This window comes from Facklamia sp. P13055 (assembly GCF_050409445.1).
Lineage (GTDB): Bacteria > Bacillota > Bacilli > Lactobacillales > Aerococcaceae > Facklamia.
Map to the genome: position 1 here is coordinate 38,555 of NZ_JBNUPL010000010.1, position 23,426 is coordinate 61,980.

22 protein-coding genes are annotated in these 23,426 nt (G+C 36.7%); all 22 read left to right on the top strand.

Features of this window, described 5'->3' with window-relative positions; translation table 11 throughout:
- Nucleotides 1-72: 72 nt before the first annotated feature.
- The 22 genes from ACQV2O_RS05325 (at nucleotide 73) to rsmA (ending at nucleotide 23,309) form a co-directional block, all read left to right on the top strand.
- Complete coding sequence (locus ACQV2O_RS05325) at nucleotides 73-1,818, top strand: DUF4097 family beta strand repeat-containing protein (RefSeq protein ID WP_428875176.1); 1,746 nt, start codon at nucleotides 73-75, stop codon at nucleotides 1,816-1,818.
- Complete coding sequence (locus ACQV2O_RS05330; protein ID WP_428873182.1) at nucleotides 1,818-2,111, top strand: PspC domain-containing protein; 294 nt, start codon at nucleotides 1,818-1,820, stop codon at nucleotides 2,109-2,111. Before ACQV2O_RS05325 ends, ACQV2O_RS05330 begins: the two co-directional genes overlap by 1 nt.
- 122 nt (nucleotides 2,112-2,233) lie before the next feature.
- The gene (gene hprK, locus ACQV2O_RS05335; RefSeq protein WP_428873183.1) at nucleotides 2,234-3,175 is read left to right on the top strand and encodes an HPr(Ser) kinase/phosphatase; all 942 of its coding nucleotides are present in this window, start codon (nucleotides 2,234-2,236) and stop codon (nucleotides 3,173-3,175) included.
- The gene (gene lgt / locus ACQV2O_RS05340; RefSeq protein WP_428875177.1) at nucleotides 3,168-4,001 is read left to right on the top strand and encodes a prolipoprotein diacylglyceryl transferase; all 834 of its coding nucleotides are present in this window, start codon (nucleotides 3,168-3,170) and stop codon (nucleotides 3,999-4,001) included. Before hprK ends, lgt begins: the two co-directional genes overlap by 8 nt.
- 10 nt (nucleotides 4,002-4,011) lie before the next feature.
- On the top strand, nucleotides 4,012-5,064 hold the full coding sequence (locus ACQV2O_RS05345) for an NAD(P)H-dependent glycerol-3-phosphate dehydrogenase (protein WP_428875178.1): 1,053 nt from the start codon (nucleotides 4,012-4,014) through the stop codon (nucleotides 5,062-5,064).
- A 1-nt stretch (nucleotide 5,065) separates the two neighbouring features.
- Nucleotides 5,066-6,010, top strand: coding sequence for a thioredoxin-disulfide reductase (gene trxB, locus ACQV2O_RS05350; RefSeq protein ID WP_428875179.1), 945 nt, complete (start codon nucleotides 5,066-5,068; stop codon nucleotides 6,008-6,010).
- 141 nt (nucleotides 6,011-6,151) lie between these two features.
- The gene (locus ACQV2O_RS05355; protein ID WP_428875180.1) at nucleotides 6,152-7,870 is read left to right on the top strand and encodes a phospho-sugar mutase; all 1,719 of its coding nucleotides are present in this window, start codon (nucleotides 6,152-6,154) and stop codon (nucleotides 7,868-7,870) included.
- A gap of 142 nt (nucleotides 7,871-8,012) precedes the next feature.
- Entirely contained in the window at nucleotides 8,013-8,939 is a 927-nt protein-coding gene (gene rapZ, locus ACQV2O_RS05360) for an RNase adapter RapZ (RefSeq protein ID WP_428873188.1), read from the top strand.
- Nucleotides 8,911-9,945: a gluconeogenesis factor YvcK family protein gene (locus ACQV2O_RS05365; protein WP_428873189.1), complete on the top strand. Its 1,035-nt coding sequence runs from the start codon at nucleotides 8,911-8,913 to the stop codon at nucleotides 9,943-9,945. Before rapZ ends, ACQV2O_RS05365 begins: the two co-directional genes overlap by 29 nt.
- A gap of 32 nt (nucleotides 9,946-9,977) precedes the next feature.
- On the top strand, nucleotides 9,978-10,898 hold the full coding sequence (whiA, locus tag ACQV2O_RS05370) for a DNA-binding protein WhiA (RefSeq protein WP_428873190.1): 921 nt from the start codon (nucleotides 9,978-9,980) through the stop codon (nucleotides 10,896-10,898).
- Nucleotides 10,899-10,970: 72 nt separating this feature from the next.
- Nucleotides 10,971-11,387, top strand: coding sequence for a single-stranded DNA-binding protein (locus ACQV2O_RS05375; RefSeq protein WP_428873191.1), 417 nt, complete (start codon nucleotides 10,971-10,973; stop codon nucleotides 11,385-11,387).
- 185 nt (nucleotides 11,388-11,572) lie between these two features.
- Complete coding sequence (locus ACQV2O_RS05380; protein WP_428873193.1) at nucleotides 11,573-12,283, top strand: response regulator transcription factor; 711 nt, start codon at nucleotides 11,573-11,575, stop codon at nucleotides 12,281-12,283.
- 2 nt (nucleotides 12,284-12,285) lie between these two features.
- Nucleotides 12,286-13,698: an ATP-binding protein gene (locus ACQV2O_RS05385; RefSeq protein ID WP_428873194.1), complete on the top strand. Its 1,413-nt coding sequence runs from the start codon at nucleotides 12,286-12,288 to the stop codon at nucleotides 13,696-13,698.
- Between the two features lie 61 nt (nucleotides 13,699-13,759).
- Entirely contained in the window at nucleotides 13,760-14,848 is a 1,089-nt protein-coding gene (locus ACQV2O_RS05390) for a hypothetical protein (protein ID WP_428875181.1), read from the top strand.
- A 128-nt stretch (nucleotides 14,849-14,976) separates the two neighbouring features.
- Complete coding sequence (locus ACQV2O_RS05395) at nucleotides 14,977-15,663, top strand: NAD(P)H-dependent oxidoreductase (RefSeq protein WP_428873197.1); 687 nt, start codon at nucleotides 14,977-14,979, stop codon at nucleotides 15,661-15,663.
- 10 nt (nucleotides 15,664-15,673) lie between these two features.
- The gene (locus ACQV2O_RS05400) at nucleotides 15,674-15,853 is read left to right on the top strand and encodes a hypothetical protein (RefSeq protein WP_428875182.1); all 180 of its coding nucleotides are present in this window, start codon (nucleotides 15,674-15,676) and stop codon (nucleotides 15,851-15,853) included.
- Between the two features lie 65 nt (nucleotides 15,854-15,918).
- On the top strand, nucleotides 15,919-17,187 hold the full coding sequence (gene tyrS, locus ACQV2O_RS05405; protein ID WP_428873200.1) for a tyrosine--tRNA ligase: 1,269 nt from the start codon (nucleotides 15,919-15,921) through the stop codon (nucleotides 17,185-17,187).
- A gap of 194 nt (nucleotides 17,188-17,381) precedes the next feature.
- Nucleotides 17,382-18,806, top strand: coding sequence for an NlpC/P60 family protein (locus tag ACQV2O_RS05410; RefSeq protein WP_428875183.1), 1,425 nt, complete (start codon nucleotides 17,382-17,384; stop codon nucleotides 18,804-18,806).
- Between the two features lie 119 nt (nucleotides 18,807-18,925).
- On the top strand, nucleotides 18,926-20,962 hold the full coding sequence (metG, locus tag ACQV2O_RS05415; protein WP_428875184.1) for a methionine--tRNA ligase: 2,037 nt from the start codon (nucleotides 18,926-18,928) through the stop codon (nucleotides 20,960-20,962).
- Nucleotides 20,963-21,071: 109 nt separating this feature from the next.
- Nucleotides 21,072-21,857: a TatD family hydrolase gene (locus tag ACQV2O_RS05420; protein ID WP_428873203.1), complete on the top strand. Its 786-nt coding sequence runs from the start codon at nucleotides 21,072-21,074 to the stop codon at nucleotides 21,855-21,857.
- On the top strand, nucleotides 21,857-22,432 hold the full coding sequence (rnmV, locus tag ACQV2O_RS05425) for a ribonuclease M5 (protein ID WP_428873205.1): 576 nt from the start codon (nucleotides 21,857-21,859) through the stop codon (nucleotides 22,430-22,432). Before ACQV2O_RS05420 ends, rnmV begins: the two co-directional genes overlap by 1 nt.
- 49 nt (nucleotides 22,433-22,481) lie before the next feature.
- A complete protein-coding gene (gene rsmA, locus ACQV2O_RS05430) occupies nucleotides 22,482-23,309 on the top strand; it encodes a 16S rRNA (adenine(1518)-N(6)/adenine(1519)-N(6))-dimethyltransferase RsmA (RefSeq protein ID WP_428873343.1) in 828 nt (275 codons plus the stop codon).
- Nucleotides 23,310-23,426: the final 117 nt, after the last annotated feature.

The following is a 23,426-nucleotide window of genomic DNA, read 5'->3' on the forward strand; positions in this document are numbered from 1 at the left end:
ACCTATGATTAAAGAGTAATTAACTAGCATAATAGAAGATGAAGAGGGTCAGTATAAATTAGGAGGATTATTATGAACGAGAAAGAAAGAATTATCGAATTAGTTAGACAAAAAATTATATCTATGGATGAAGCCTTAAGATTACTTGAAGCAGGTGGTATGGCAAACGATTCATCAGAACCTACTGAGGATAGCGCTAAGACAAAAGACACTAAAATTGAGAGCAAGACATTGGTAAAAGATGACCTCAACCGCCTGGTTCGTTCAATGGTAGATCAAGCAGTGAATGCAGGGACAAGTGTAGTGAAAGAAGTAGCTCAAGCAAGCAATCAAGTCGTTAAAGAGGTCAATGATTCACTGGAAAACCGTAAAGAAACAAAAGACAGACCTTCTTTTAAAGAACAGACCAGTGATCAAGAAGAACATGCTTCTTATCAAGCAAAGGCTGAAGCTTTTGAAACAAAAGGGCAGGCCATTCAGCAAGAAATTGAAGAGGTTAATGAGCGACTTCATCAATTTAATGAAGAAAAGATTATTATCCAACAGCGGTTAAGAGAACTAGAAATTCTGGCTGAAATTGAAGAACTGACCACTGAGATGAAAGATCAGGTCAAAGATTTTACCTTACAAGAAAGAGCGATTGACAGTGAAATTAAACATTTAGAACAGCAAGTCGAAGGACTTTATGATCAGCAAGAGGATCTATATGAAGAATGTAAAGAAAATCAACAAGCTGACCCTGAATTTAAACGGTTTATTTCTAATTCCACCCAAGTTCTTACTGAGCAAGCGCACCAATTTAAAGAAGAAGCAAGCAGAGAAGGTAAACGCCTTGGCAAGCAAGTGAAGGATCTGATAAAATCCTCACTCAATAATTTCACCACTAAGGATGTTAATGTATCTTTCAATGTGCCTTGGATTAAGAGTCAAGTATTAGACCATACTTTTTCCTTTGATGGAGCAACTTTAACAGCGATGGATTTTAATGTATTAAATGGTGATTTACAAGTAGAATTCCATGAAGGCGACGACATTTTAGTAGAGGCTGCTATTAAGCTGATGGGTGGACAAGATAAGCTAACGGTTGACTTGTTCAAAGAAAAAGTAACTATAACCACCATTGAAAATAAATTGGTTTTTCATGTGGATGCTATGAATTTAGCTATGGATGCCAAGATCAGCTTGCCTCATAAGCTATATCATTCAGTTGTTTTAAATACCCTTAATGGAGATATAAGAGTCAAACAAATGGAAGTAAACAATCTAATCATTTCTAGTAAGCGAGGAGACATCCGTCTTGCTGATACCAAGGCAGATGAAGTGAATATTGACACAAAATTAGGAGATGTTAAACTTAAAAACATCTCAACTGATATATTAGGTTTGAATCTAGTCAATGGTGATGTAAAAATTAAAAACTCAACCATCCAAACAACTAGTCTTAAAAATATTAATGGAGACTTCCGAATTGTTGGACCAGTTGGTAATATTAAGGCCAGTACAGTTAATGGAGATTGTTACATTACTAAAAAAGATATCGAACCAGTTAACATCTCACTTTCAGCTGTTCATGGCGACCTTAAAGTCAGCTTACTAAAAGAACAGGCTTTCACCGCAAGAGGTAATCTCTCTGAAGGACAAATTAAGCATCGAATGTCTGGCTTAGACCGACAAGAAATTTTTGATGGTGGTAAATCATTTATATACAATCGTCCCGGTCATCTGGATCAGAAAGAAGTTCAGATTGATGCAAGTATTACCTTTGGAGATTTGTACCTAAAAGATGGAGATTCTGAGACAGGAAAGGAAGGTAAATAATGCAACGATTAACACGCTCATCATCCGATCGCCGCATTTTTGGTGTTTGTGGTGGTATAGCAGAATACTTTAATATTGATTCGACTTTAGTCCGTTTAATTTTTCTGATTGCTATGTTTTCAGCAGGAGTGGGTTTTTTCCCATACATTTTAATGGCGGTTATTATACCCTATGATTATCAAGTTGGCAAACCCTCTTTACGTCGTAAAGGAAAGAAATATTCAGAAACTAATTCTCATCAGGTGATTAAAGATATTACTCCTCAAGATGACGATAACTGGAGTGACTTTTAGAAAAATAAAACGAGCCCTCATCTTATTAGGTGAGGGCTCATTTTTAATGATAGCGCCATTTGCTAGTCAGAAGGCTCTTTCTATGATACCATTTTAGAGAAAAATGAATGGAGGATCGGACCGTGGGAAAATATGTGACAGTCCAAAAATTAACTGAAACTTTAGATGTGGAGATTGTCTATGGTCATGAACATGTCGATAAGAAAATTGTTTCCAGTGAAGTTTCAAGACCAGGACTTATTCTGGCAGACTTCAAAGAATTCTATCCGAGTGATCGGATTCAATTAATCGGTCGAACAGAAACAGCTTATTTAGATACCTTGACTAGCCAAGAACGTATTGAGAAATTCCGCTCTATCTGTCGTGAAGATACGCCTGCTATTGTAGTCGCTCGAAAAATATCTATACCTTCAGAACTTATTTTAATAGCTAAAGAACGTCAGGTGCCACTACTTTCAGCTCGTTCTCGTACTAGCCGGGTCTTGGCAAATCTAACCAATTATTTAGAAGGACAATTAGCAGAGCGTTTTTCAAAGCATGGAGTCTTTCTTGAAGTATTTGGGATGGGAGTCTTGTTAACAGGCACCTCTGGAGTCGGCAAATCAGAAACCGCTTTAGAGTTGATTCAAAGGGGTCACCGTCTAGTAGCCGATGACCGAGTAGAATTTTTTATGGTGGATGAGCTAACCCTAATTGGTGAAGCGCCGGAAATTCTACAAAACTTATTAGAAATTCGTGGCTTGGGAATTGTTGATGTAATGAGTCTTTATGGAGTCTCGGCCATTGTACGTTCTAAAAAGTTAGAATTAATTATCGAGATGGTATTAGATGATGGACAAATTGAATATGATCGTTTAGGGTCTGGTCAACAATACGACCGGATTTTTGATGTTCAAATCCCAAGAACGAGAATACCGGTAAAAACAGGACGGAACTTAGCAGCTATTATTGAAGCAGCCGCTATGAATTTCAGAGCCAACAGTATGGGCTTTGATGCTACAGATGCCTTTAATGCTAAATTAGATGCTTTGATCATGTCTAATCGTGAGGTGACTAATGATTAATTCTTTCGGCTCAATTTTTATGAAGATAGATCGCATCGCCTTTCATATTGGAAGTTGGCCTGTCTATTGGTATGGGCTAATCATTGGTTTCGGAATGTTATTGGCCTATTTCTTATATATAAGGGAAGTTAAACGTAAAGGGGCCGATCCAGATAAGGCCTTTGATCGCCTTTTTTGGGCAATTATCATCGGTTTTATAGGGGCTAGAATTTATTATGTAGCCTTTTCTTGGCAGTCCTATCAAGATAATTTGTTGAGTGTTTTTGCTATTTGGAACGGTGGTATTGCAATCTATGGCGGAATTATTGCGGGCTTTCTAACCTTAATATATTTTATTCGTAAAGATAATTTAAATGCAGCATTAGAAATGGACATGGCAGCACCTGCCTTGATGTTGGCACAAATTGTTGGGCGGTGGGGTAATTTTATTAACCAGGAGGCTTACGGAGGGATTGTGAGTCGCTCCTATTTAGAAAATTTAAGATTACCTACTTTTATCATTGATCAAATGGAAGTCCAAGGGCAATATCGTCAACCCACCTTCTTATTTGAGTCTTTATGGAACTTTATCGGTCTTGTTTTAATTATGACGATAAGAAGGAAGCGTTTCTTAAAAGAAGGAGAAGTCGCAAGCTTTTATGCAGTTTGGTACGGTATAGGTAGAGCTTGGATTGAAGGTTTACGAACAGATAGTCTTTATTGGGGACCTTTTAGAGTCTCACAAGTTTTTTCGTTAATTATCGTTGTAAGTGCTATTTCAATTATGATTTATCGAAGAGTCCACTTGACACTTCCCTTCTATAAGGAATCAGATATTGCAAGATAAGGAGAAAAAAATGAACATTACAATTCTAGGATCAGGTTCGTGGGGGTCTGCTCTAGCAAAAGTCTTATCAGACAATCAACATAGTGTTACTATTTGGAGCATTGATCCTCAGGTGGTTGATGAGATTAATCAACAACATACCAACTCGCATTTTCTTAAAGAATTTGAGCTGAATGAGACTGTTAAAGCAACGCTTGATTTAGCACAAGCCTTAAAGAAAGCAGAAGTCTTGCTTTTTGCAGTACCCACCCAAGCAATTCGTAAGGTTTCTAAAGAAGTAAATAAACTTTTAGTCAAAATGGAGCGACCTCCTTTAATTATTCATGTGTCTAAAGGACTTGAACAAAAAAGTCACTTGCGTATTTCTCAAGTGCTTCAAGAAGAGCTGACCACAGATCTTTACAGAGCTTTAGTCGTCTTATCCGGTCCTAGCCATGCGGAAGAGGTCGCACGCGAAGATCTTACATCCGTTACCGCGGCCAGTGAATCGCTAGAAGCTGCTGAAACTGTTCAAGAGCTCTTTATGAATAATTATTTCCGTGTATACACTAACACGGATGTGATAGGGGTTGAATTAGGCGCTGCCTTGAAAAACATTATTGCTTTAGGCGCAGGAATTCTTAATGGTTTAAACTACGGGGACAATGCTAAGGCCGGTTTAATTACACGGGGCTTGGCTGAAATATCGCGTTTGGGTATACGCTTAGGGGCAGACCCGCTAACTTTTCTTGGTTTAAGTGGAGTTGGAGACCTCATTGTAACTTGTACCAGCATTCATTCACGTAATTGGCAAGCTGGTAATTTGTTGGCTAAAGGCTTAACCGTTGAAGAAGTGACAGAAGAAGTCCAGATGGTGGTTGAGGGTATTTTTACTTGCCTGGCAGCTTATGAGTTGGCACAAGAATATCAAGTCGATATGCCAATTACTAATGGCCTCTATCAAGTTCTTTATCAAGGAGCGGATGTTAAAGAAGTGGTTAGTCAATTAATGAATCGCTCTGGCAAACAAGAAGCCTCTTTAGCCCAACACAATGAAGTGATCACCTCAGAGAAAGGAAGATAAGATGGAAGATACGATTGAAAAGACAATGATTAATGTCGATGTTGTGATAGTAGGCGCTGGCCCTGGAGGAATGACGGCAGCCCTATACGCTTCACGTGCCAATTTAAAAACAATTATTCTTGAGAAGGGTCTACCAGGAGGAGAAGTTAATAATACGGCTGATGTAGAGAACTATCCAGGTTTTTCTAAAATAGCCGGTCCAGAATTAGCTCATAAATTTTTTGAATCTGCTATGGAGTTTGGCGCGCAGCATTCAATGGAAACGGTGGTTGGAATTGAGTTACATGACCAAGTAAAACATGTCATTACCAGCAAGAACATCTATGTAGCACCTGTTGTCATTATTGCTACTGGATCTCAGCATAGAAAGTTAGATATTCCAGGGGAAAATCTTTTAAGTGGTAAAGGAGTTTCTTATTGTGCTGTTTGTGATGGCTTCTTTTTCCGTAACCGCCACTTAGTGGTTGTAGGAGGGGGAGATTCGGCTGTCGAAGAAGGAATTTACCTCACTCAGTTTGCTGATAAAGTAACCATTGTTCACCGTCGAGACAGTCTTAGAGCTCAACAGATATTACAAGAGCGTGCTTTCAAAAATGATAAAATTGACTTCATTTGGGATACGACTGTTGAAGAAGTTATAGGTGATCAATCCGTAGAAGGCGTGTTCTTACGAAATAGAAAAACCGGCGAACGCTACACATATCCTTGTGAGGGAGTCTTTATCTACATTGGCTTAGTGCCGAACTCTTCGTTGGTTAGCCATCTAGATATTACGGATGAAGAAGGATGGATTATCACCAACGAAAAAATGGAAACGCGGATTCCGGGCATTTTTGCTGTAGGAGATGTTCGCCAAACACATTTACGTCAAATTGCCACGTCTGTTGGCGACGGGAGTCATGCAGGCCATATGGCTTACCAATATATTCAAACCTTAGCAGACTAATTTTTATAATTAATCAGACTTAGCTATTTTTAAAGGTAAGTCTTTTTAAGAAATAACTAAAAACGTGGGAGATTAGTCAAATTTCTACTATTTTATCCCAATCATGATATAATAAATAACAATGAGAAAGGTGGCGAGAATATGCCTTGGCGTGAATTATATAAAAAATGGAAAAACAAAGAAAATCTTGACCAAGCGGTCAAGAAATCTCTAGAAGAACAAGCTGGCGATGAAACAAAAGATGCTTTTAATAATGTTTTAAGCTTTGGTACGGCAGGGATGCGCGGTATTATAGGAGCGGGCCCGAACCGAATGAATATTTATACAGTTAGACAAGCAACAGAAGGTTTAGCCATGTTAATCAATGAAGCAGGTCAAGAAGCAAAAGAGCGTGGTGTTGTTATTGCCTATGATTCGAGACACTATTCCCCCGAGTTTTCAATGGAAGCCGCTTTAGTCTTAGGTAAGCACGGAATTAAGGTTTATTTATATGAAAGCCTACGTCCAACACCTACCTTGTCCTTCGCTGTGCGTTATTTACATGCTTATGCGGGTATCATGGTAACGGCTAGTCACAATCCGGCAGAATATAATGGTTATAAGGTCTATGGTGAAGATGGCGGTCAAATGCCACCAGAAGATGCGGATAAGTTAACTCGGTTTGTACGGTCCATTGAAGATCCACTAGTCATTGAAGTAGGAAATAAGACGGAATTGTTAGGGTCAGGTAAAGTTGAAATTATTGGTGATCGTGTGGATCAAGCTTATCTAGCTGAGATTGCTAAAGTAACGATTGATTCTAATCTAATTGCTGAGATGGCAGAAGAAGTAAAAATTGTTTTTACTCCACTACACGGTACGGGAATGTATCTAGGGATGCAGGCTTTAGAACAAGCAGGGTTTTCTAACATCCATGTTGTTGAAGAGCAAGCAGAACCAGATGGAGGTTTTCCAACTCTTAAATCCCCTAATCCTGAATCGCCTGAATCATTTGACTTGGCTGAACAAATTGGGCGAAATATTGAAGCTGATATTCTTTTAGCAACAGATCCGGATGCTGATCGTTTAGGTGCGATGATTCGTACTCAAGAAGGAAATTATCAATTGCTATCAGGAAACCAAATCGCCTGCTTAATGTTGAACTATATGTTAAAAGCATACCAAGCCAAAGATCAATTACCTGAAAATGGTGTAATCATAAAATCGATTGTTTCAACAGATCTAGCAGAAGAAATTGCTAAAGCCTATAAGGTTGAGACGGTAGATGTTTTAACAGGTTTTAAATTTATTGCAGAAAAAATTAAACAGTACGAAGAATCAAAAGCGCACACCTTCATTATGGGCTTTGAGGAAAGTTTTGGCTATTTATTGAAGAGCTTTACACGTGATAAAGATGCTATTCAAGCCTTAGTAATGTTGGCTGAAATTACAGCCTTTTATAAAAAACAAAACAAAACCCTCGCACAAGCGCTAATGTCAATTTATGAAGAATATGGTTATTATAAAGAAAAAACTTTATCCATCTCTTTTACATCACTTGATGGAAAGCAAGAAATGGAAGCGTTAATGAATGAAACGCGGGCTAATCGCTTGACGGAGGTAGCTGGTATTCCTGTTGCCGAAGCCTACGATTATTTAAATAGTAATTTGATTTATGCAGATGGTAAACAATCCAGTCTTTCATATCCTAAATCCAATGTTTTAAAATATAAATTGAAAGACGGATCATGGATTGCCTTAAGACCAAGTGGCACAGAGCCAAAAATAAAATTATATATGGGCGCTAAAGCTGAAAGTGAACAGGCTGCAAATGACAAAATAGTGAGTTTAGAGGCCTTTTTGAATCAATTGATTAAGTAAGTTAAATCTCTGCTGAAATCTTTTTCTTTTTAAGAAAGTGGATTTCAGCAGCTTTTTTAGCTAAAAGATTCATAGATAGAGTAGAAATTAATTTGTGATATAATAGAGAGTAATAAATATTCACCAAGAAAAGAGGGAGACCATGTCAAATTTGGAATTAGTCATTATCACTGGGATGAGTGGTGCAGGCAAAACCGTTGCTGTTCAAAGTTTTGAAGACCTTGGATATTACTGCATCGATAATATGCCGCCAAGTCTTTTGCCAACCTTTTGGCAATTGATGCGAGAATCAGGTAAAATCACTAAAATCGCTATGGTAATTGATTTAAGAACACGGGAGTTTTTTGATGAGTTATCGGATATAATCGGTACGATGGATAATAATCAAGATGTTACTTCAAGAATTCTCTTTTTAGAAGCCAATGACCAAGAATTGGTTTCTCGTTATAAGGAGTCACGTAGACATCATCCATTATCACAAGCAAATGAAGTCTCAACATTGAGTGCGATTGCTAAAGAAAAAGAGTTATTACGCGATTTAAGAACGCGTGCTCAAATGATTGTAGACACTTCTGAAATGAAACCCAGACAACTAAGAGCTTATATTATGGAACATTTTGCTGAAAAGGAGCAAGTTACCTTTAGAATAGATGTAGTCTCTTTTGGTTTTAAGTATGGTCTTCCAATAGATGCAGATGTTGTCATGGATGTGCGTTTTTTACCTAACCCTTATTATATTCAAGATTTAAGAGGATTAACTGGAGTGGATAATGCGGTTTATGATTATGTTATGAGTCAACCGGAAAGTCAAATTTTTTATAATAAGCTAATCGACTTATTAAATTATTGTGTTCCTGGCTATAAACGCGAAGGCAAAAGTAGGGCTGTGATAGCGATTGGTTGTACAGGGGGGCAACACCGTTCAGTGGCCCTAGCTGAAAGAATTGGCGAACATTTTACTCGCATGAATTATTGTACAAATGTTAATCACCGTGATATGGCAAAAAACCAAAACCAAGTATTAAAGAAGGTTGCTAGAAATGAATCAGATGCGTCAAGCTCGTTATAAAGTTGCGGTAATCGGTGGGGGAACCGGCTTGCCTGTAATTTTAAGAGGGCTAAAGAAATTAGATGCCAACATTACAGCAATCGTTACTGTTGCCGACGACGGAGGGTCATCTGGCGTTATTCGTGATTATATTAACGTTGTTCCACCGGGAGATATCCGTAACTGTATGTCAGCTCTTTCCGAAGCAGACCCAGTCTTACTTGAACTCTTTCAATATCGCTTTAACACGGATGATGATTTTTTAGCAGGCCATGCCATTGGAAATCTTTTGATTGCCGCTTTAAAGGAAATGAAAGGCTCACTGTCGGAAGCCATTGATATCTTATCGCAATTTATGAATATTAATGGTCAAATCCTACCAGCAGCTCCTGAACCATTAATTTTGCAAGCTTTATTTGAAGACGGAACGATTGCTGTTGGCGAGTCGAAAATAGCCCACCATCGTAAACGCATTCAAGAAGTTAATGTAATGACTATTGAAGGAAAACCTGCCGTTAAGGCTTCTTCAAGGGTTGTGGAAGCAATCATGGAAGCAGACTTAATTGTATTAGGTCCAGGCAGTTTGTATACTTCTATTTTGCCCAATTTAATGATTGATGAGATTGGACAAGCGATATCAAAAACCAATGCTCAGGTAGTTTATATTTGTAATATTATGACTCAATTAGGAGAAACAGAAAACTTTACGGATGCAGATCATATTGAAGTATTACATAATCATTTGGGAGTTCGATTTGTCGATACCGTTTTGGTTAATACTACAGAAGTTCCCAAAGAATATATTATCAATCAACCAAACAAAGAGTATCTGCTTCAAGTAAAACACGATTTCAATGGTTTGCGTCGTTTAGGATGTCGGGTTATATCTAGTGAGTTTTTAAGTATGAAAGAAGGCGGCGCTTATCATGATACGGATAAGGTTGTTGAAGAATTAGGGCACTTATTGAATAGTGTGCGTTTGCTTGATAAAAATAGTTCTGATTCAAATAAGCACTCAGTTTTATAAATGGACTAAATGTTGGTTAAGGAGAGAGTAGGATGACATTTGCAGCAGAAGTAAAAAAAGAATGTACATTATTAGAAGTTCACAAAGAGCATGCCAAAGCAGAATTAGCGGCATTGATCCGCATGAATGGTGCGGTTTCTATTTATCAACAAAAGCTAATTTTAAATGTACAAAGTGAAAATGCTGCAATCGCAAGAAGGTTATATACCTTACTCAAGGACTACTTTGATGCTGAAAGCGAACTGATTGTTCGGCGCAAAATGAAATTAAAAAAGAACAATGTCTATATTGTGCGCTGTCGTTATCATGTACAAGAAATTTTAGAAGATTTAGAAATTTTTGATCAATTAAGCCTCATCTCAAGAGTGGCTCCCGAAATAATGCAAAACGACCCAAAGAAGCGCTCTTATTTGCGAGGAGCCTTTTTAGCGGGAGGCTCGGTGAATAATCCGGAGTCAAACTCTTATCATTTAGAAATATACTCGAGTTATGAGGATCATAATGAAGATCTTTGTAAAATGATGAATGATTTTCATTTAAATGCAAAAACAATTGCTCGTAGAAACGGATATATCACCTACTTAAAAGAGGCAGAGAAAATCGCTGACTTTTTAGTAATTATTGGAGCCAATCGAGCAGTCTTAAAATTTGAAGATGTGCGGATTGTTAGGGATATGAGGAATTCAGTTAATCGCTTAGTTAATTGTGAAAACGCTAATCTTAATAAAGTAATTGATGCTTCGCAAAAACAAATTGCAGCTATTAAACGGATTGAAGCCAAAAAAGGATTGTCCTCTTTACCGGAAAAATTAGAAGAAATGGCACGTTTTCGTATTGAAAATCCAGATATGAGCTTAAGAGAGTTGGGAGAGCAAATTCCTAACGGACCTATTTCGAAATCGGGAGTTAATCATCGGTTGAGAAAAATTGTTGAATTGGCCGAAAAAATCTAAATAATATATTTGCTTAGCACTTTTAAACTTCTTTTTTGGTATTTAATATTAACACCATTAAGGAGGAATTATATGAATCAAGTAACTTTTGTTGGTAGATTATGTCGAGACATACAGTTAAAAGAGGTTGGCGATTCAGCGGCTGTTACTAATAATGTCATTGCAATCAAACGTCCTTTTCGCGATCGTAATGGTGAATCAGTGACTGACTTTATTCCTTTCGTCGCTTGGAACGGTTTGGCAAAATTGATTCACAAGTATGCATGCAAGGGGCAACGCATTGCTTTATCAGGAATGATGCAAAGTCGCAGCTATCTCAACGCTGAAAAAGAAGAAATTTATGTTATTGAATGTAATGCCAGCGAAATTACTCTCTTGGATAAGCCGAAATCTAAGGCGGTTTCTAATCAAGAGATGGAGATGAAGGCGGAAGATATGCAGGTGTCCCAAGAAACGATTCAGCAAGTGTTAAATGATATTTCAAATTGATAAGCTGTTTTAAAAAAGTTGCCGAGCAAATACTTGCTCGGTTTTTTGTTTTTATAAAATAATAAGCCCAAAAACTATAATTGTTATATACTACCTTGGACTGAGTGGAGAAGACCTAGTGTCTCTTATAATAAGATTTGTGTATAATAGAAAAAACAGTAGGTTCTTAAAAAGGGGGAAGCCAAATGAAAATATTAATGATTGAGGATAATGAATCCGTTTGTGAAATGATGGGGATGTTCTTTGAAAAAGAAAATTTTGAAGCAAGCTTTCATGGTGATGGAAAAGAAGGATTTGAAGCCTATCGGACGCAACCTAACATTTGGGACATTGTTATTCTGGATTTAAATCTACCTTCTATGGATGGAATGACCATTTGTCGCAAAATTAGACAGATTTCTAAAGAGACGCCTATTATTATGCTAACTGCTCAAGATTCTGAAAGCGACCAAGTGATTGGTTTAGAAATGGGCGCGGATGATTATGTAACCAAACCCTTCAGTCCCTTGACGTTATTAGCGAGGATGAAAGCTCTGCATCGAAGAGCACAAGTAGTTTCAGCTGATGCAGCTGTTAAAGAAGAAAATGAGTTTGATATTGAAACAAAAACTGTCAAAATCAATACTTCTACACGTGAAGCTTACTATCACGATAAAAAAATAGAGAGTTTAACACCTAAGGAATTTGATTTATTTGTAATGTTTGCTCAGCATCCTAAGCGAGTGTTTACCAGAGAGCAATTACTCAAGAGTATTTGGGAAGATCCCTTTTTTGGTGATGAAAGAACAGTAGATGCACACATAAAAAAATTAAGACAAAAAATAGAGCGTTATGGTTCCCAGTTGATTCAAACAGTTTGGGGAGTTGGTTATAAATTTGAAGAACTAGGTGATTAATTATGAAGTTCTTATGGCAGCAAATAATTGTTTTCTTAATAGTATTATTGACTGCCCTAACGGTTTCTGCATACCGTATTTCCGATTATATGGAAAAGAAGATCTATGAGGATCGTGAATTGCAGCTCTTGCGTTATGGTGAAAATATAGTTGATAATTATTTTTCGAGAGAAGATTTGGTTCGTGCATCCCAGTTACTGTCAAGTGAAAAAATAATTATCCAAGTGAATTTGTCCGATGGACGAATAATTTATCCTACTTATGATCAGCGCTTTGGTTCGAAGTTGAGTAAAGAAGATCTGGAACAGATTGCTAAGGGTGGAAATGTTGGTTTACGCTACTCACAAAGATACGTAGACCCAGACACGCAGTTACAAATGGCAACGGTCTACATTCCTTTGAAAGAAAATCAAGTAGCAGGTTTTCCTCCGGGTTTTATTAGTTTAGGGGCACCACTAGAAGATTTAGAAGAAAAAGTGACGGCCATGCAAGAAAAAGTATTATTTGCTTATTTATTAGCAGGTATTGCAGGCTTAGGGATGAGTGTTCTCTTTTCAATCTATCAGACTAATAAGTTAAAACAGCTACGAAAAGCCAGTCAAGAAATTGCCTCTGGAAATTATGAAATTAAGGTGAATACCAAAGGTCAGGATGAATTTGCTGATTTATCTAAAGATTTTCAAAAGATGGCAGATTCTCTTGTTCAATATGAGTCGGAAGTTGAAAGACAAGAGACATTAAGGAAACAATTTATGATGGATGTGGCTCACGAAATGCGAACCCCTCTAACAACCATGAGTGGATTATTAGAAGGTTTACGTTACGATATGATTCCTGAAAATCAAGTGGATCGCAGTTTGGAACTCATCCACTCTGAAACGCAGCGCTTGACACGTTTAGTTAATGAAAATTTAGATTATGAACGAATACGTAACAAACAAATCAGCCTAAATAAAGTTTCTATCAATACCGAAGTTTTATTTGAAAATATAAAAACCCAATTACAAGTAAAAGCTAAAGAAAAGAATGATCAATTAGTTAGTCAAATTGCACCAGATTTCACTTTATGGGCAGACTATGATCGTATTACTCAAGTTTTGATTAATTTAGTAACCAATGCCATTCAATTTTCGCAAGATAGTGAGATTGTTTTAGAAGCTAAAATGGTAGACGCAGGTTCTCAAATAAAAGTGATCGATCATGGTATTGGGATTGACACCGATCAGATTCGTTCCATATGGGAAAGGTTTTATAAAGTTGATGTTTCAAGAAAAAACACAAAGTTTGGGGAATCTGGCATCGGTTTGGCTGTTGTCAAATCCTTGGTTGAAGCTCATAATGGGAAAATAGAAGTTGAGAGCGAACTCAATAAAGGGTCAGTTTTTATAATAACGTTGCCACGTCAAAACAAATAAGCTATAATGTACCCTTGTTAATGATAACTAACAAAACTGACATGATAAGGAGGACTATCGAGTGGGGAAAACTTTAAAAGGCATAATATCTATTGCTCTTATTTTAGGTTTAGTAGGAGTCATTACTTTGAACGCTTACGTAAATTCAAATTCAAAAGCTAATCTTGTTCAAAAGCCTAACCAAGAATTCACCAACATTTTGGACGATATTCAATCTCAAATTGATGAGCTATATTATGATGAAAACCAAGATTTCTTAAAAGAATCATTCCAAGTGGAAATGATAGACCCAATTAAAAAGAATATTAATAAGTTGAATGAATCAACGACTGTTAAGAATCAATATCTTGATCAGTTGAAAGAAATTGAAAAACGTTTCCAAGCACAAAATGAGGTCAATGACTTCTTTGCAGGAACCAAAGATGCTATCCGTGGAAATGAAGTGAATGAAGATTTAATGATCCGCGAAGGGCTCACTAAAGAAAAAGTGCTCAAGGTAAAAGAAGAATATTACTATGAAGAAATTGGAATTGATGAGCAGACTTCGGATTCAAATCAAGAAGTAGAATTAGATGCTTTTCAAAAGGCGATTAATCTTCTGATTGATCAAGTGGAAGAAAGTGTTGTTGAAGGTGATGAACTTTTAGAACTTTTCAAAGATGTAGAAAAAATTGATATCGTTGATGGTAATATTGGTAAAATAGCACAAGCTATGCGCAAATTCGATCAGCGATTATTAGAAGTCAAAGATTCACTTCCTTCTCTGTATAAAACAATGAATAAAAAAGCGGATACTTATACCCATAAAGTGATTAAAGAAGTGGCAAAAATAGCTAAAGATGTGCCACAATACTATCAACTCTTAGTTAGCTCTTTGGAACCATCTGAGCGTTTAAGTCAAGCTCTTGAAGATAATAAGGAACTTTTCGAAGGATCAGAGGAAACAACGGTTGAAGTAGTTGAAACAACTCAAAAGATAGCTGAAACTGTTGAGACTTCTAACGATTATTATTACGAGGAACCAGAAAACTCATGGACTAATCCAGAGCCAACACCTCCAAGTACAACTGTTCGACCAGGAACATCTGAACCAGTTGAATCGACACAAGTAATCGAGACATCTGAAGTTAATGACGATAATTATTACTAATATGCCTTTGATTTTTAATTAAGAAAAGCACTTCACCTTCAATTCATGCCTTTTATTAAAAGGTTATTTATTGGAAGTTGGAGTGCTTTTGTTAAAATAATTGGATATAAGAAATAAGGAGGAAAGATATGGATGTTTTATGCTTTATCGCCCATGATCAGCTAGCAAATTCTTCTAGCCAGCAATTTTTATTAGCTAGTGGCCAAGCGCTCACCCAAACAGACTACGTTGATTTAACGGCTGAGTGGCAAGACAAAGGTTTTTTTGATTCCAAACAAGAGCTTTTAAGAATGGCTGATTATGAGCGTATTTTATTTCAATTTCCTCTGTATTGGTATCAAGCACCGGCTATCTTAAAGGTTTGGATGGACCAAGTGTTTAATGATCAATTAAACTTTAAACAGACAGTGAAAATTTTACAAGATAAAGAATTTGGAATTGTATTAACGGTAGGTTCTAGACTCGAAAGTTTTCAACCAGGTGAACGAGCGGGAGTTAGTTTAGCGGACTTAATGTCACCTTATTATGCTTGGGCAAACGATTTTGCTATGAAGTATCGTCCACCTTTTATTATTTCACAATTTCATTATTTAACAGAAGAAGAAAAATATCATTTAATGATTGATTACGTGACTTATTTAAAAACAGGTCGACTTTATTTACTAGAAGATAAGGTGAATGTTTTGTTAGAAGAACTTGATCGACTAAAATTAAATTTAGACCCGCTTGATCAGCATATATATGACCAATTTATTCAGAAATTAATTGACCAAGCAGACGAGCTAAAAGAATTAGAACTTTTTGATGAGGAGTAGTAAAGATAATATGCAAAAAGCAAAGATGTTCCAAGTTCCTATTGAAAAATGGGTAGAAAGTTGCAAAGATTATCCAAGTCGTGCTGTTTTAAAGGTAGCTTTAGCTGTTTTGAAAGAGCAAGAGAAGAGAATTGAACAAAATAGAGACCAATTAGATGCTAATGCATGGAGTCCCAAAGCTTGGTCTTAGATAGGCTTGCAAGATAGTAGAATAGACTTTATACTAAAACGAAAGAACGAGTGGGAGTGAATGTGATGTCAATAATTGAAGATTTAAAGTGGCGAGGCGCTATCAATCAACAAACAGATGCAGAGGGTTTAGAGAAGCTATTATCTAAAAAAACGATTGCCTTATACTGCGGAGTAGATCCAACGGGGGATTCTATGCATATTGGGCATTTAATTCCTTTTATGGTTTTAAAGCGGTTTCAATTAGCCGGTCACCAACCGATTGTCTTGATTGGAGGGGCAACAGGATCGATTGGCGATCCTTCAGGTCGAACCAGTGAAAGAAGCTTACAAACAATGGAAGTAGTCCAAAAAAATGCTCAGAAGCTGACACAACAAATGGAAAAACTGTTCTTAAAAGGGGATTCGGCTGATAATACTTTCAAAATAATGAATAATTATGATTGGTTAAGTAAACTCTCTTTATTAGAATTTCTGAGAGATTATGGTAAACACTTTAATGTTAATACGATGTTGGCTAAGGATGTTGTAGCCAGTCGACTTGAGAATGGAATTTCATTTACTGAATTTTCCTACCAAATTCTTCAATCCGTTGATTTTCATTACCTCTTCCAAACACAAAATGTTCAATTACAAGTCGGTGGTGGTGACCAGTGGGGAAATATTACAGCAGGTTTAGATTTTATCCGTCGTATGGAAGGAACAGAAGCAGAGGCCTATGGTTTAACTATTCCTTTAATGCTTAAGTCAGACGGTACTAAATTTGGCAAATCAGCAGGAGGAGAAACTGTTTGGTTAGATCCAGAAAAGACGACTCCTTATGAATTTTATCAATTCTGGCTTAATCAAGCAGATGATGATGTTGTTAAATATTTAAAATATTTCACTTTCCTCGAGCAATCAGAAATTGAAGCTTTAGAAAAAGAAGTGGCTGAACAACCGCATTTAAGAAAGGGACAACGTCGTTTAGCTGAGGAAATCACACGGTTTGTGCATGGTCAAGAAGCATTAGAAGAAGCCGAAAAAATTACTCACGCTCTGTTTACCGGTAATGTGGGTAATCTAACTACTCAACAAATTGAAGCAGGATTTAAAAATATGCCGCATGCACTAGCGAATAAAGAAGCAATGAATATTGTAATCTGGCTAGTGGAGACAGGGATCGTTCAGTCCAGAAGACAAGCCAGAGAATTTGTTAGCAACGGTGCTATATTAATTAATGGCACAAAAGTAACTGATTTGGATTATGAAATCAGTCAAAAAGATGCCATTGGAGACCTTTATATTATTGTCAGACGCGGGAAAAAACACTATACACTGGTCACTTTAAAATAGCGGTTGGTTCAAAACATCCTTAGAAAATTTCTAAGGATGTTTTTATCTGTTCAAATGTTTCAATAAGGTTACAAGTCTTATACGATTCAACGAAAACGCCCTTTTTTGATGTTTAATGTGTTAATATCATTCTTGTTAAGAGAAAAGTATCAATAGATATATTTAAATAAAAGTTCAAAGAGGAGCTAATAAGAATGAAAATCAAATTTTCTAAGAAGCTATTAACGACATTATTAACTTCATCAATTATACTTTCATCAGTTAGTAGTTTACCAATCTATGCTCAAGATATTGAGGGTATTAATGCAAACATTGATTATCAAGTAAATAATTTAAATGCTGAACAAACTCAGCTATATGCTCAGTTAGTAAATTCATACAATCAAATTGAAACAATTAAAGAAGAGGCTGAGCAACTTCAAAATTCGATTTCAGACGATAACCAAACAATTGAATTATTAAACCAAGAAATTGAAGAACTACAAGAAATGATTGACAAGCGTCAAGAGTTAATTGCTGAACAAGCGGTTGCTATTCAAGAAAAAGGTGGAACTACCAACTACCTAAATATTTTAGCATCTTCAGAATCACTTTCTGATTTCGTTGGACGAATGGATGTAATTATCAAGCTGGTTTCTTCTAATAAGGATTTATTAAATAGTCAAAAAGAAGACATGGCAAGTGTTGAAGCTAAAAAAGTAGCGACTGAAAAAGCTAAAGCAACAAAAGTTGATAAAATGATCAGCTTAGAAGCATTAAAAGGTGATTTAGAAGTTGAAACAGCTTCAGCAGAATTAGCTTACGCAGAATTAACTAGACAAGCAGAATTAGCTGAAGAAAACCGTCTAGCTCTAGAAGCAGAAGCAGCGGCCTTTGAAGCGGCAACTCAAGTAGCAATTATTGAGAACACACAAGCAGTTGAAGAAGCAGTTGTTGAATCTAGTGAAGATGTTGTAACTTCAGAAGTAGCACCATTAGAAACAATTGAAACATCTCAAGAGACTACACAAACAGCAGAAGTTTCATATGAAGTAGTTGCTTCACTAGAGACAATTGAAAGTGAAGAAGCAGTTGTTACAACTCAAGCAGTAGAAACAAGTTTAGAGCCTATTGAGACAACACAAGCTATCGAAACTACTGTTGCGCCAGTTGAAACAACACAAGTTGTTGAAACGAGTCTTGAGCCATTAGAAACAACAGCGGTTGAAGTGATTGCAACCACTGCAGAAGTAATCGAAGAAGTCCAAGCGCCAGACTTGTCATATAATACTGGATCATTAATCGGAAATGCTGAAAAATATATTGGTATCCCTTATGTATGGGGAGGTAAATCTCCAGCAGGATTTGACTGTTCAGGGTTTGTTCAATATGTTTTCAAAGAGACCTATGGTATGGAAATTGGTGGATGGACTGGTGCTCAAGAAAATGCGGGCACTAGAATTTCAATAGACCAAGCACAAGCAGGTGACTTATACTTCTGGGGTAGTCCTGGAGGAACTTACCACGTTGCTTTAGCAACTGGTGGAGGAAATTATATTCATGCTTCTCAACCAGGCACACCTTTAGGTTACTCAAGCATTTCAACATTTACCCCATCGTTTGCGGTAAGAGTCTTATAAAAATTAATGAGAGTCAGGAAACTGACTCTTTTTTTATACAATCATTTAATTAAGCAAAAGACTGCTTCTAATCTATGATATAATATGAGAGATAATTTATTTGAAAGGGGCACTCATCCGTGACCGAACAAAAAACTTTTTATATTTCAACACCGATTTATTATCCCAGTGGTAAATTGCATATAGGAAATGCTTATTCCACTCTAGCTGCTGATACCATGTCACGCTATAAGCGTTTAATGGGTTACGATGTTTTCTTTGTAACTGGAACTGATGAACATGGTCAAAAGATTGAACAAAAAGCTGAGGAATTAAATTTAGAGCCCAAAGCATATGTTGATGAAATGGCTGAAGAAATTCAAAAGCTTTGGCAAAAACTAGAAATAACTAATGATCATTTTATTCGTACTACTGACGACTATCATGTTCAAGCGGTTCAAAAGATTTTTGACCAATTATTAGAACAAGGCGATATTTATTTGGGTGAATATTCAGGTTGGTATTCAGTCAGTGATGAGGAGTATTTTACCGAAACGCAGCTAGCGGAAGTCTTTAAAGATGAAAAGGGTAATGTCGTGGGAGGAATTGCTCCTTCCGGCCATGAAGTAGAGCTAGTAAAAGAAGAATCTTATTTCTTTAAATTAGCCAAATATACGGATCGGTTAATTGAATATTACGAATCCGATGATCAAGTGATTTTACCTGAATTTCGAAAAAATGAAATGATTAATAACTTTATCAAACCTGGTTTAGAAGACTTAGCAGTATCAAGGACCTCCTTCAGTTGGGGAATCCCAGTGAAGACAAATCCTAAACATGTTGTTTATGTATGGATTGATGCACTATCTAATTATATCACCTCTTTAGGTTATGGTAGCGATAATGATGAAGCTTTTAAAAAGTTTTGGCCTGCGGATATTCACGTCTTAGGCAAAGATATTTCGCGCTTCCATATGATTTATTGGCCCGCCTTATTAATGGCTTTAGATCTTCCTTTACCGAAACGTATTTATGCCCATGGTTGGATTGTCATGAAAGATGGCAAGATGTCTAAATCCAAAGGGAATGTGATTTACCCAGAGATTTTGATTGAACGATATGGTCTTGATGCGACTCGTTACTATCTTTTAAGAGGGATGAGTTTGGGGAGTGATTCTGTATTTACACCAGAAGACTTCGTTAAAAGCATCAATACTGAATTAGCCAATGACTTAGGAAACTTGCTCAACCGTACTGTTGCGATGATTAATAAATACTTCCAAGGTGCCGTACCTAACAAGCAAGTTTTGCAGTCACAAAATGATTTGGATAAAGAGTTCACTAATTATTTAACAGATCATTTAGAAGCATACCATGAAAAAATGGAATTAATGGCTTTTGATAAAGCGATTGACGCCTTAATGGCGATTGTTTCTAGATCTAACAAGTATATTGATCAAACTGAACCTTGGAATTTAGCAAAAGACTCACAATTAACAGATCGTTTAGCCATTGTAATGTTCCATTTGGCAGAAAGCTTACGCATCATCGGTCATTTATTAAGACCTTTTATGACACAGGCTCCATTGGAAATCTTCAAACAATTGGGTGTTGAGGAAGAAATAAACGCTAATTTAAGCGATCTAGTTTTTGGTCAATTTGCAGAAAATGCGCAGGTAATTAAAAAAGGTGTTCCTATCTTTCCTCGTTTGGAAGTGGAAGAAGAGATTACTTATTTACAAGAAGCCATGTCTCTTGAAAGTCAAAAGGATATTTCTTCAGCTAATTTAACAGTATCTGATCCTGACTGGGACCCGGAAGCAATTCAGTTAAGCTATGCTGAAACGGCAGAAGTAGCATTTGATGATTTTATTCAAACTGAAATTAAAGTAGCAGAAGTTATTGATGTCGACGAAGTAGAAGGCTCCAATAAGTTGTTACGCTTTAGACTGGATGCAGGTGACCAAGGTCATCGTCAAATCTTATCGGGTATTAAAAAATACTATCCGGATTTCAAAGAGTTAATTGGCAGAAAAGTCTTGGTTGTGGCAAATCTTAAACCGAGAAAGATGATGGGTCATATTAGTCAAGGTATGATTTTATCTGCTGAAAGTGGCAAAGATTTACATTTAGTTTTTGCCCCAGATCAAGCCAAAAATGGTTCACTGATTGGGTAAAAAGAATAAAAAGGACAAGTATTCGCACTTGTCCTTTTTATGTTTAATGAGCCTATCTGTTTGAAAAGAACGAGTTATGTTAAAATAACAAAAGATTGGAGAGGAAAAAATGAAATTATTTGATACACACACTCATCTAAATGTCTCCCAATTTCATGGGAAAGAAGAAGAATATTTACAAAGAGCTAAAGAAGCAGGCGTCGGTTTTTTAGCAGTTGTTGGTTTTGATCGTCCTACCATCGAGCGCAGTCTAACGCTTAGCCAAGAGCATAAGCATTTGATTAGTGTGGTAGGTTGTCATCCCACCGAAACCATTTATTATGATCAAGCTTTTGAAGACGATTTACATAAGTGGTTAGAATTAGATCGTGTCAAAATGTTAGGTGAAATAGGTTTGGATTATCATTGGGATACCTCTCCCAAAGATATTCAAGCTAAAGTCTTTAGAAGGCAAATAGCCATTGCCAAGGAACATAATCTACCAATTACTATTCATAATCGCGAAGCAACCAAAGATTGCTACCGAATTCTTAAGGAAGAAGGGCTTCCAGCAGCTGGGGGAATTATGCACTCTTTTGGAGAAGGACCTGAGGAGGCGAAGCGCTTTTTAGATTTAGGTATGCACTTATCTTTTAGTGGGGTGGTCACTTTTAAAAAGACGGAAGATGTCCGTCAAGCTGCGGCCATTACACCACTAGATAAACTATTGATCGAAACAGATGCTCCTTACTTAGCCCCTGTTCCAATGAGAGGAAAGCAAAATGAACCAGCTTTCGTTAAGTATGTAGCGGAAAAGTTGGCTGAAGTTAGAAACCTTTCCGTCGAAGAAGTTGCCCGGATAACAAGTGAAAACGCCTTTAAGCTATTTAATTGGCAACCAGAAGAGGAAGCTTAATGAAAGAAATAGAAGTGCCCACCGAAGTGGTGGTAGTAGAAGGTCGATCTGATACCCAACGTCTTAATCAGATTTTTGGCCCAAGTATTAAAGTGATTGAAACCAATGGGTCGGCCATTGATCAAGAAATCCTCAGCCGAATTGAAGAAGCTAATAAGCAATTTGGCGTAATAGTCTTTACTGATCCTGATTATCCTGGCGAGCGCATTCGCAGAATTATTCGTACTCAAATTCCAAGCGTTAAAGAAGCTTTTTTAAGTCAAGAAGCTGCAAATTCACATCGTAAAAAAGATTCTTTGGGAATTGAACATGCCAGTGCAGCCGATATTCAAGCAGCCTTAAGTAAAGTAACAAAGATGTCGCCTCAAAAAGAATTAAAACCGATACCCATGGCAGAACTGGTGGCTATGGGTCTAGCTGGAACAGAGCAAGCCAATGTTTTAAGGCAGACAGTAGCTAATCATTTTAATTTAGGACACGTTAACGCTAAGCAGTTACAAAAGCAATTGGCTAAGTACCAAGTAAGTCGTCAAGAGATACTAGCTTATTTAAAAAGGAGGGAAGAAAGTGAATAAAGATATTGATCATAAACTAATAGCAACACCCAGTCGTACAAGTTCGATTATGAAGCAGTATGATATAAAAATGAAGAAAAGTTTAGGGCAAAACTTTTTAGTAGAGCCTCAAATTCTACAAAGGTTAGTAGAAGTAGCAGAGATTGATTCAGAAACAACCGTTATCGAAATAGGTCCAGGAATAGGTGCTCTGACAGAGTTTTTGGCCTTATCTGCTAAGAAAGTGTTGGCATTTGAAATAGATCAACGTTTTGTAAATATTCTTCAAGATACCCTATCTCCCTATGAAAACGTTGAAGTTATTCATCGAGACATTTTAAAAGTTGATTTTAGTCAATCAGATTATGCTTACTTACACCAAAGTAAACGCTTAGTGGTGGTCGCTAATTTACCTTATTATATTACGACGCCTATCATTATGCATTTACTAGCTAGCCAGTTGTCCTTTGATTCTTTAGTCATGATGATGCAAAAGGAAGTAGCTGAGCGCATGACTGCGCAAGTAGGAACCAAAGCTTATAATTCACTAACAGTAGCTATTCAGCTTCAAATGAAAGCGGAATTAGCATTTATTGTCCCTCCCACTGTTTTTATGCCCAGACCCAATGTCGATTCTGCTGTGTTAAAATTAACGAGCTTAGAAAATCCATCTCACAACTTTAAAAACAGTAGGTCATTTCAACAGTTTGTTCAAGCTTGCTTTAAACAACGTAGAAAAACCCTGTGGAATAATTTAAAAGTTTATTATCCCAATCAAGAAGCAACTTACTTAGAAAGTTGCTTTGCTAAGGCGGATATTTTACCTAGCCGTCGCGCTGAAACATTAAATTTGGATGAGTTTATTAAGCTTTTTAACATTTTAAGTGAAAGAAATTGATAGAATAATTGTTAGACGATAATGTTAGACGATAATACATTGCAAGTTATTCTTACTTATGTTGTTAGACGATAATACATATGTGACATAAAACAAATAAAAATAGGGAGCTTCTGT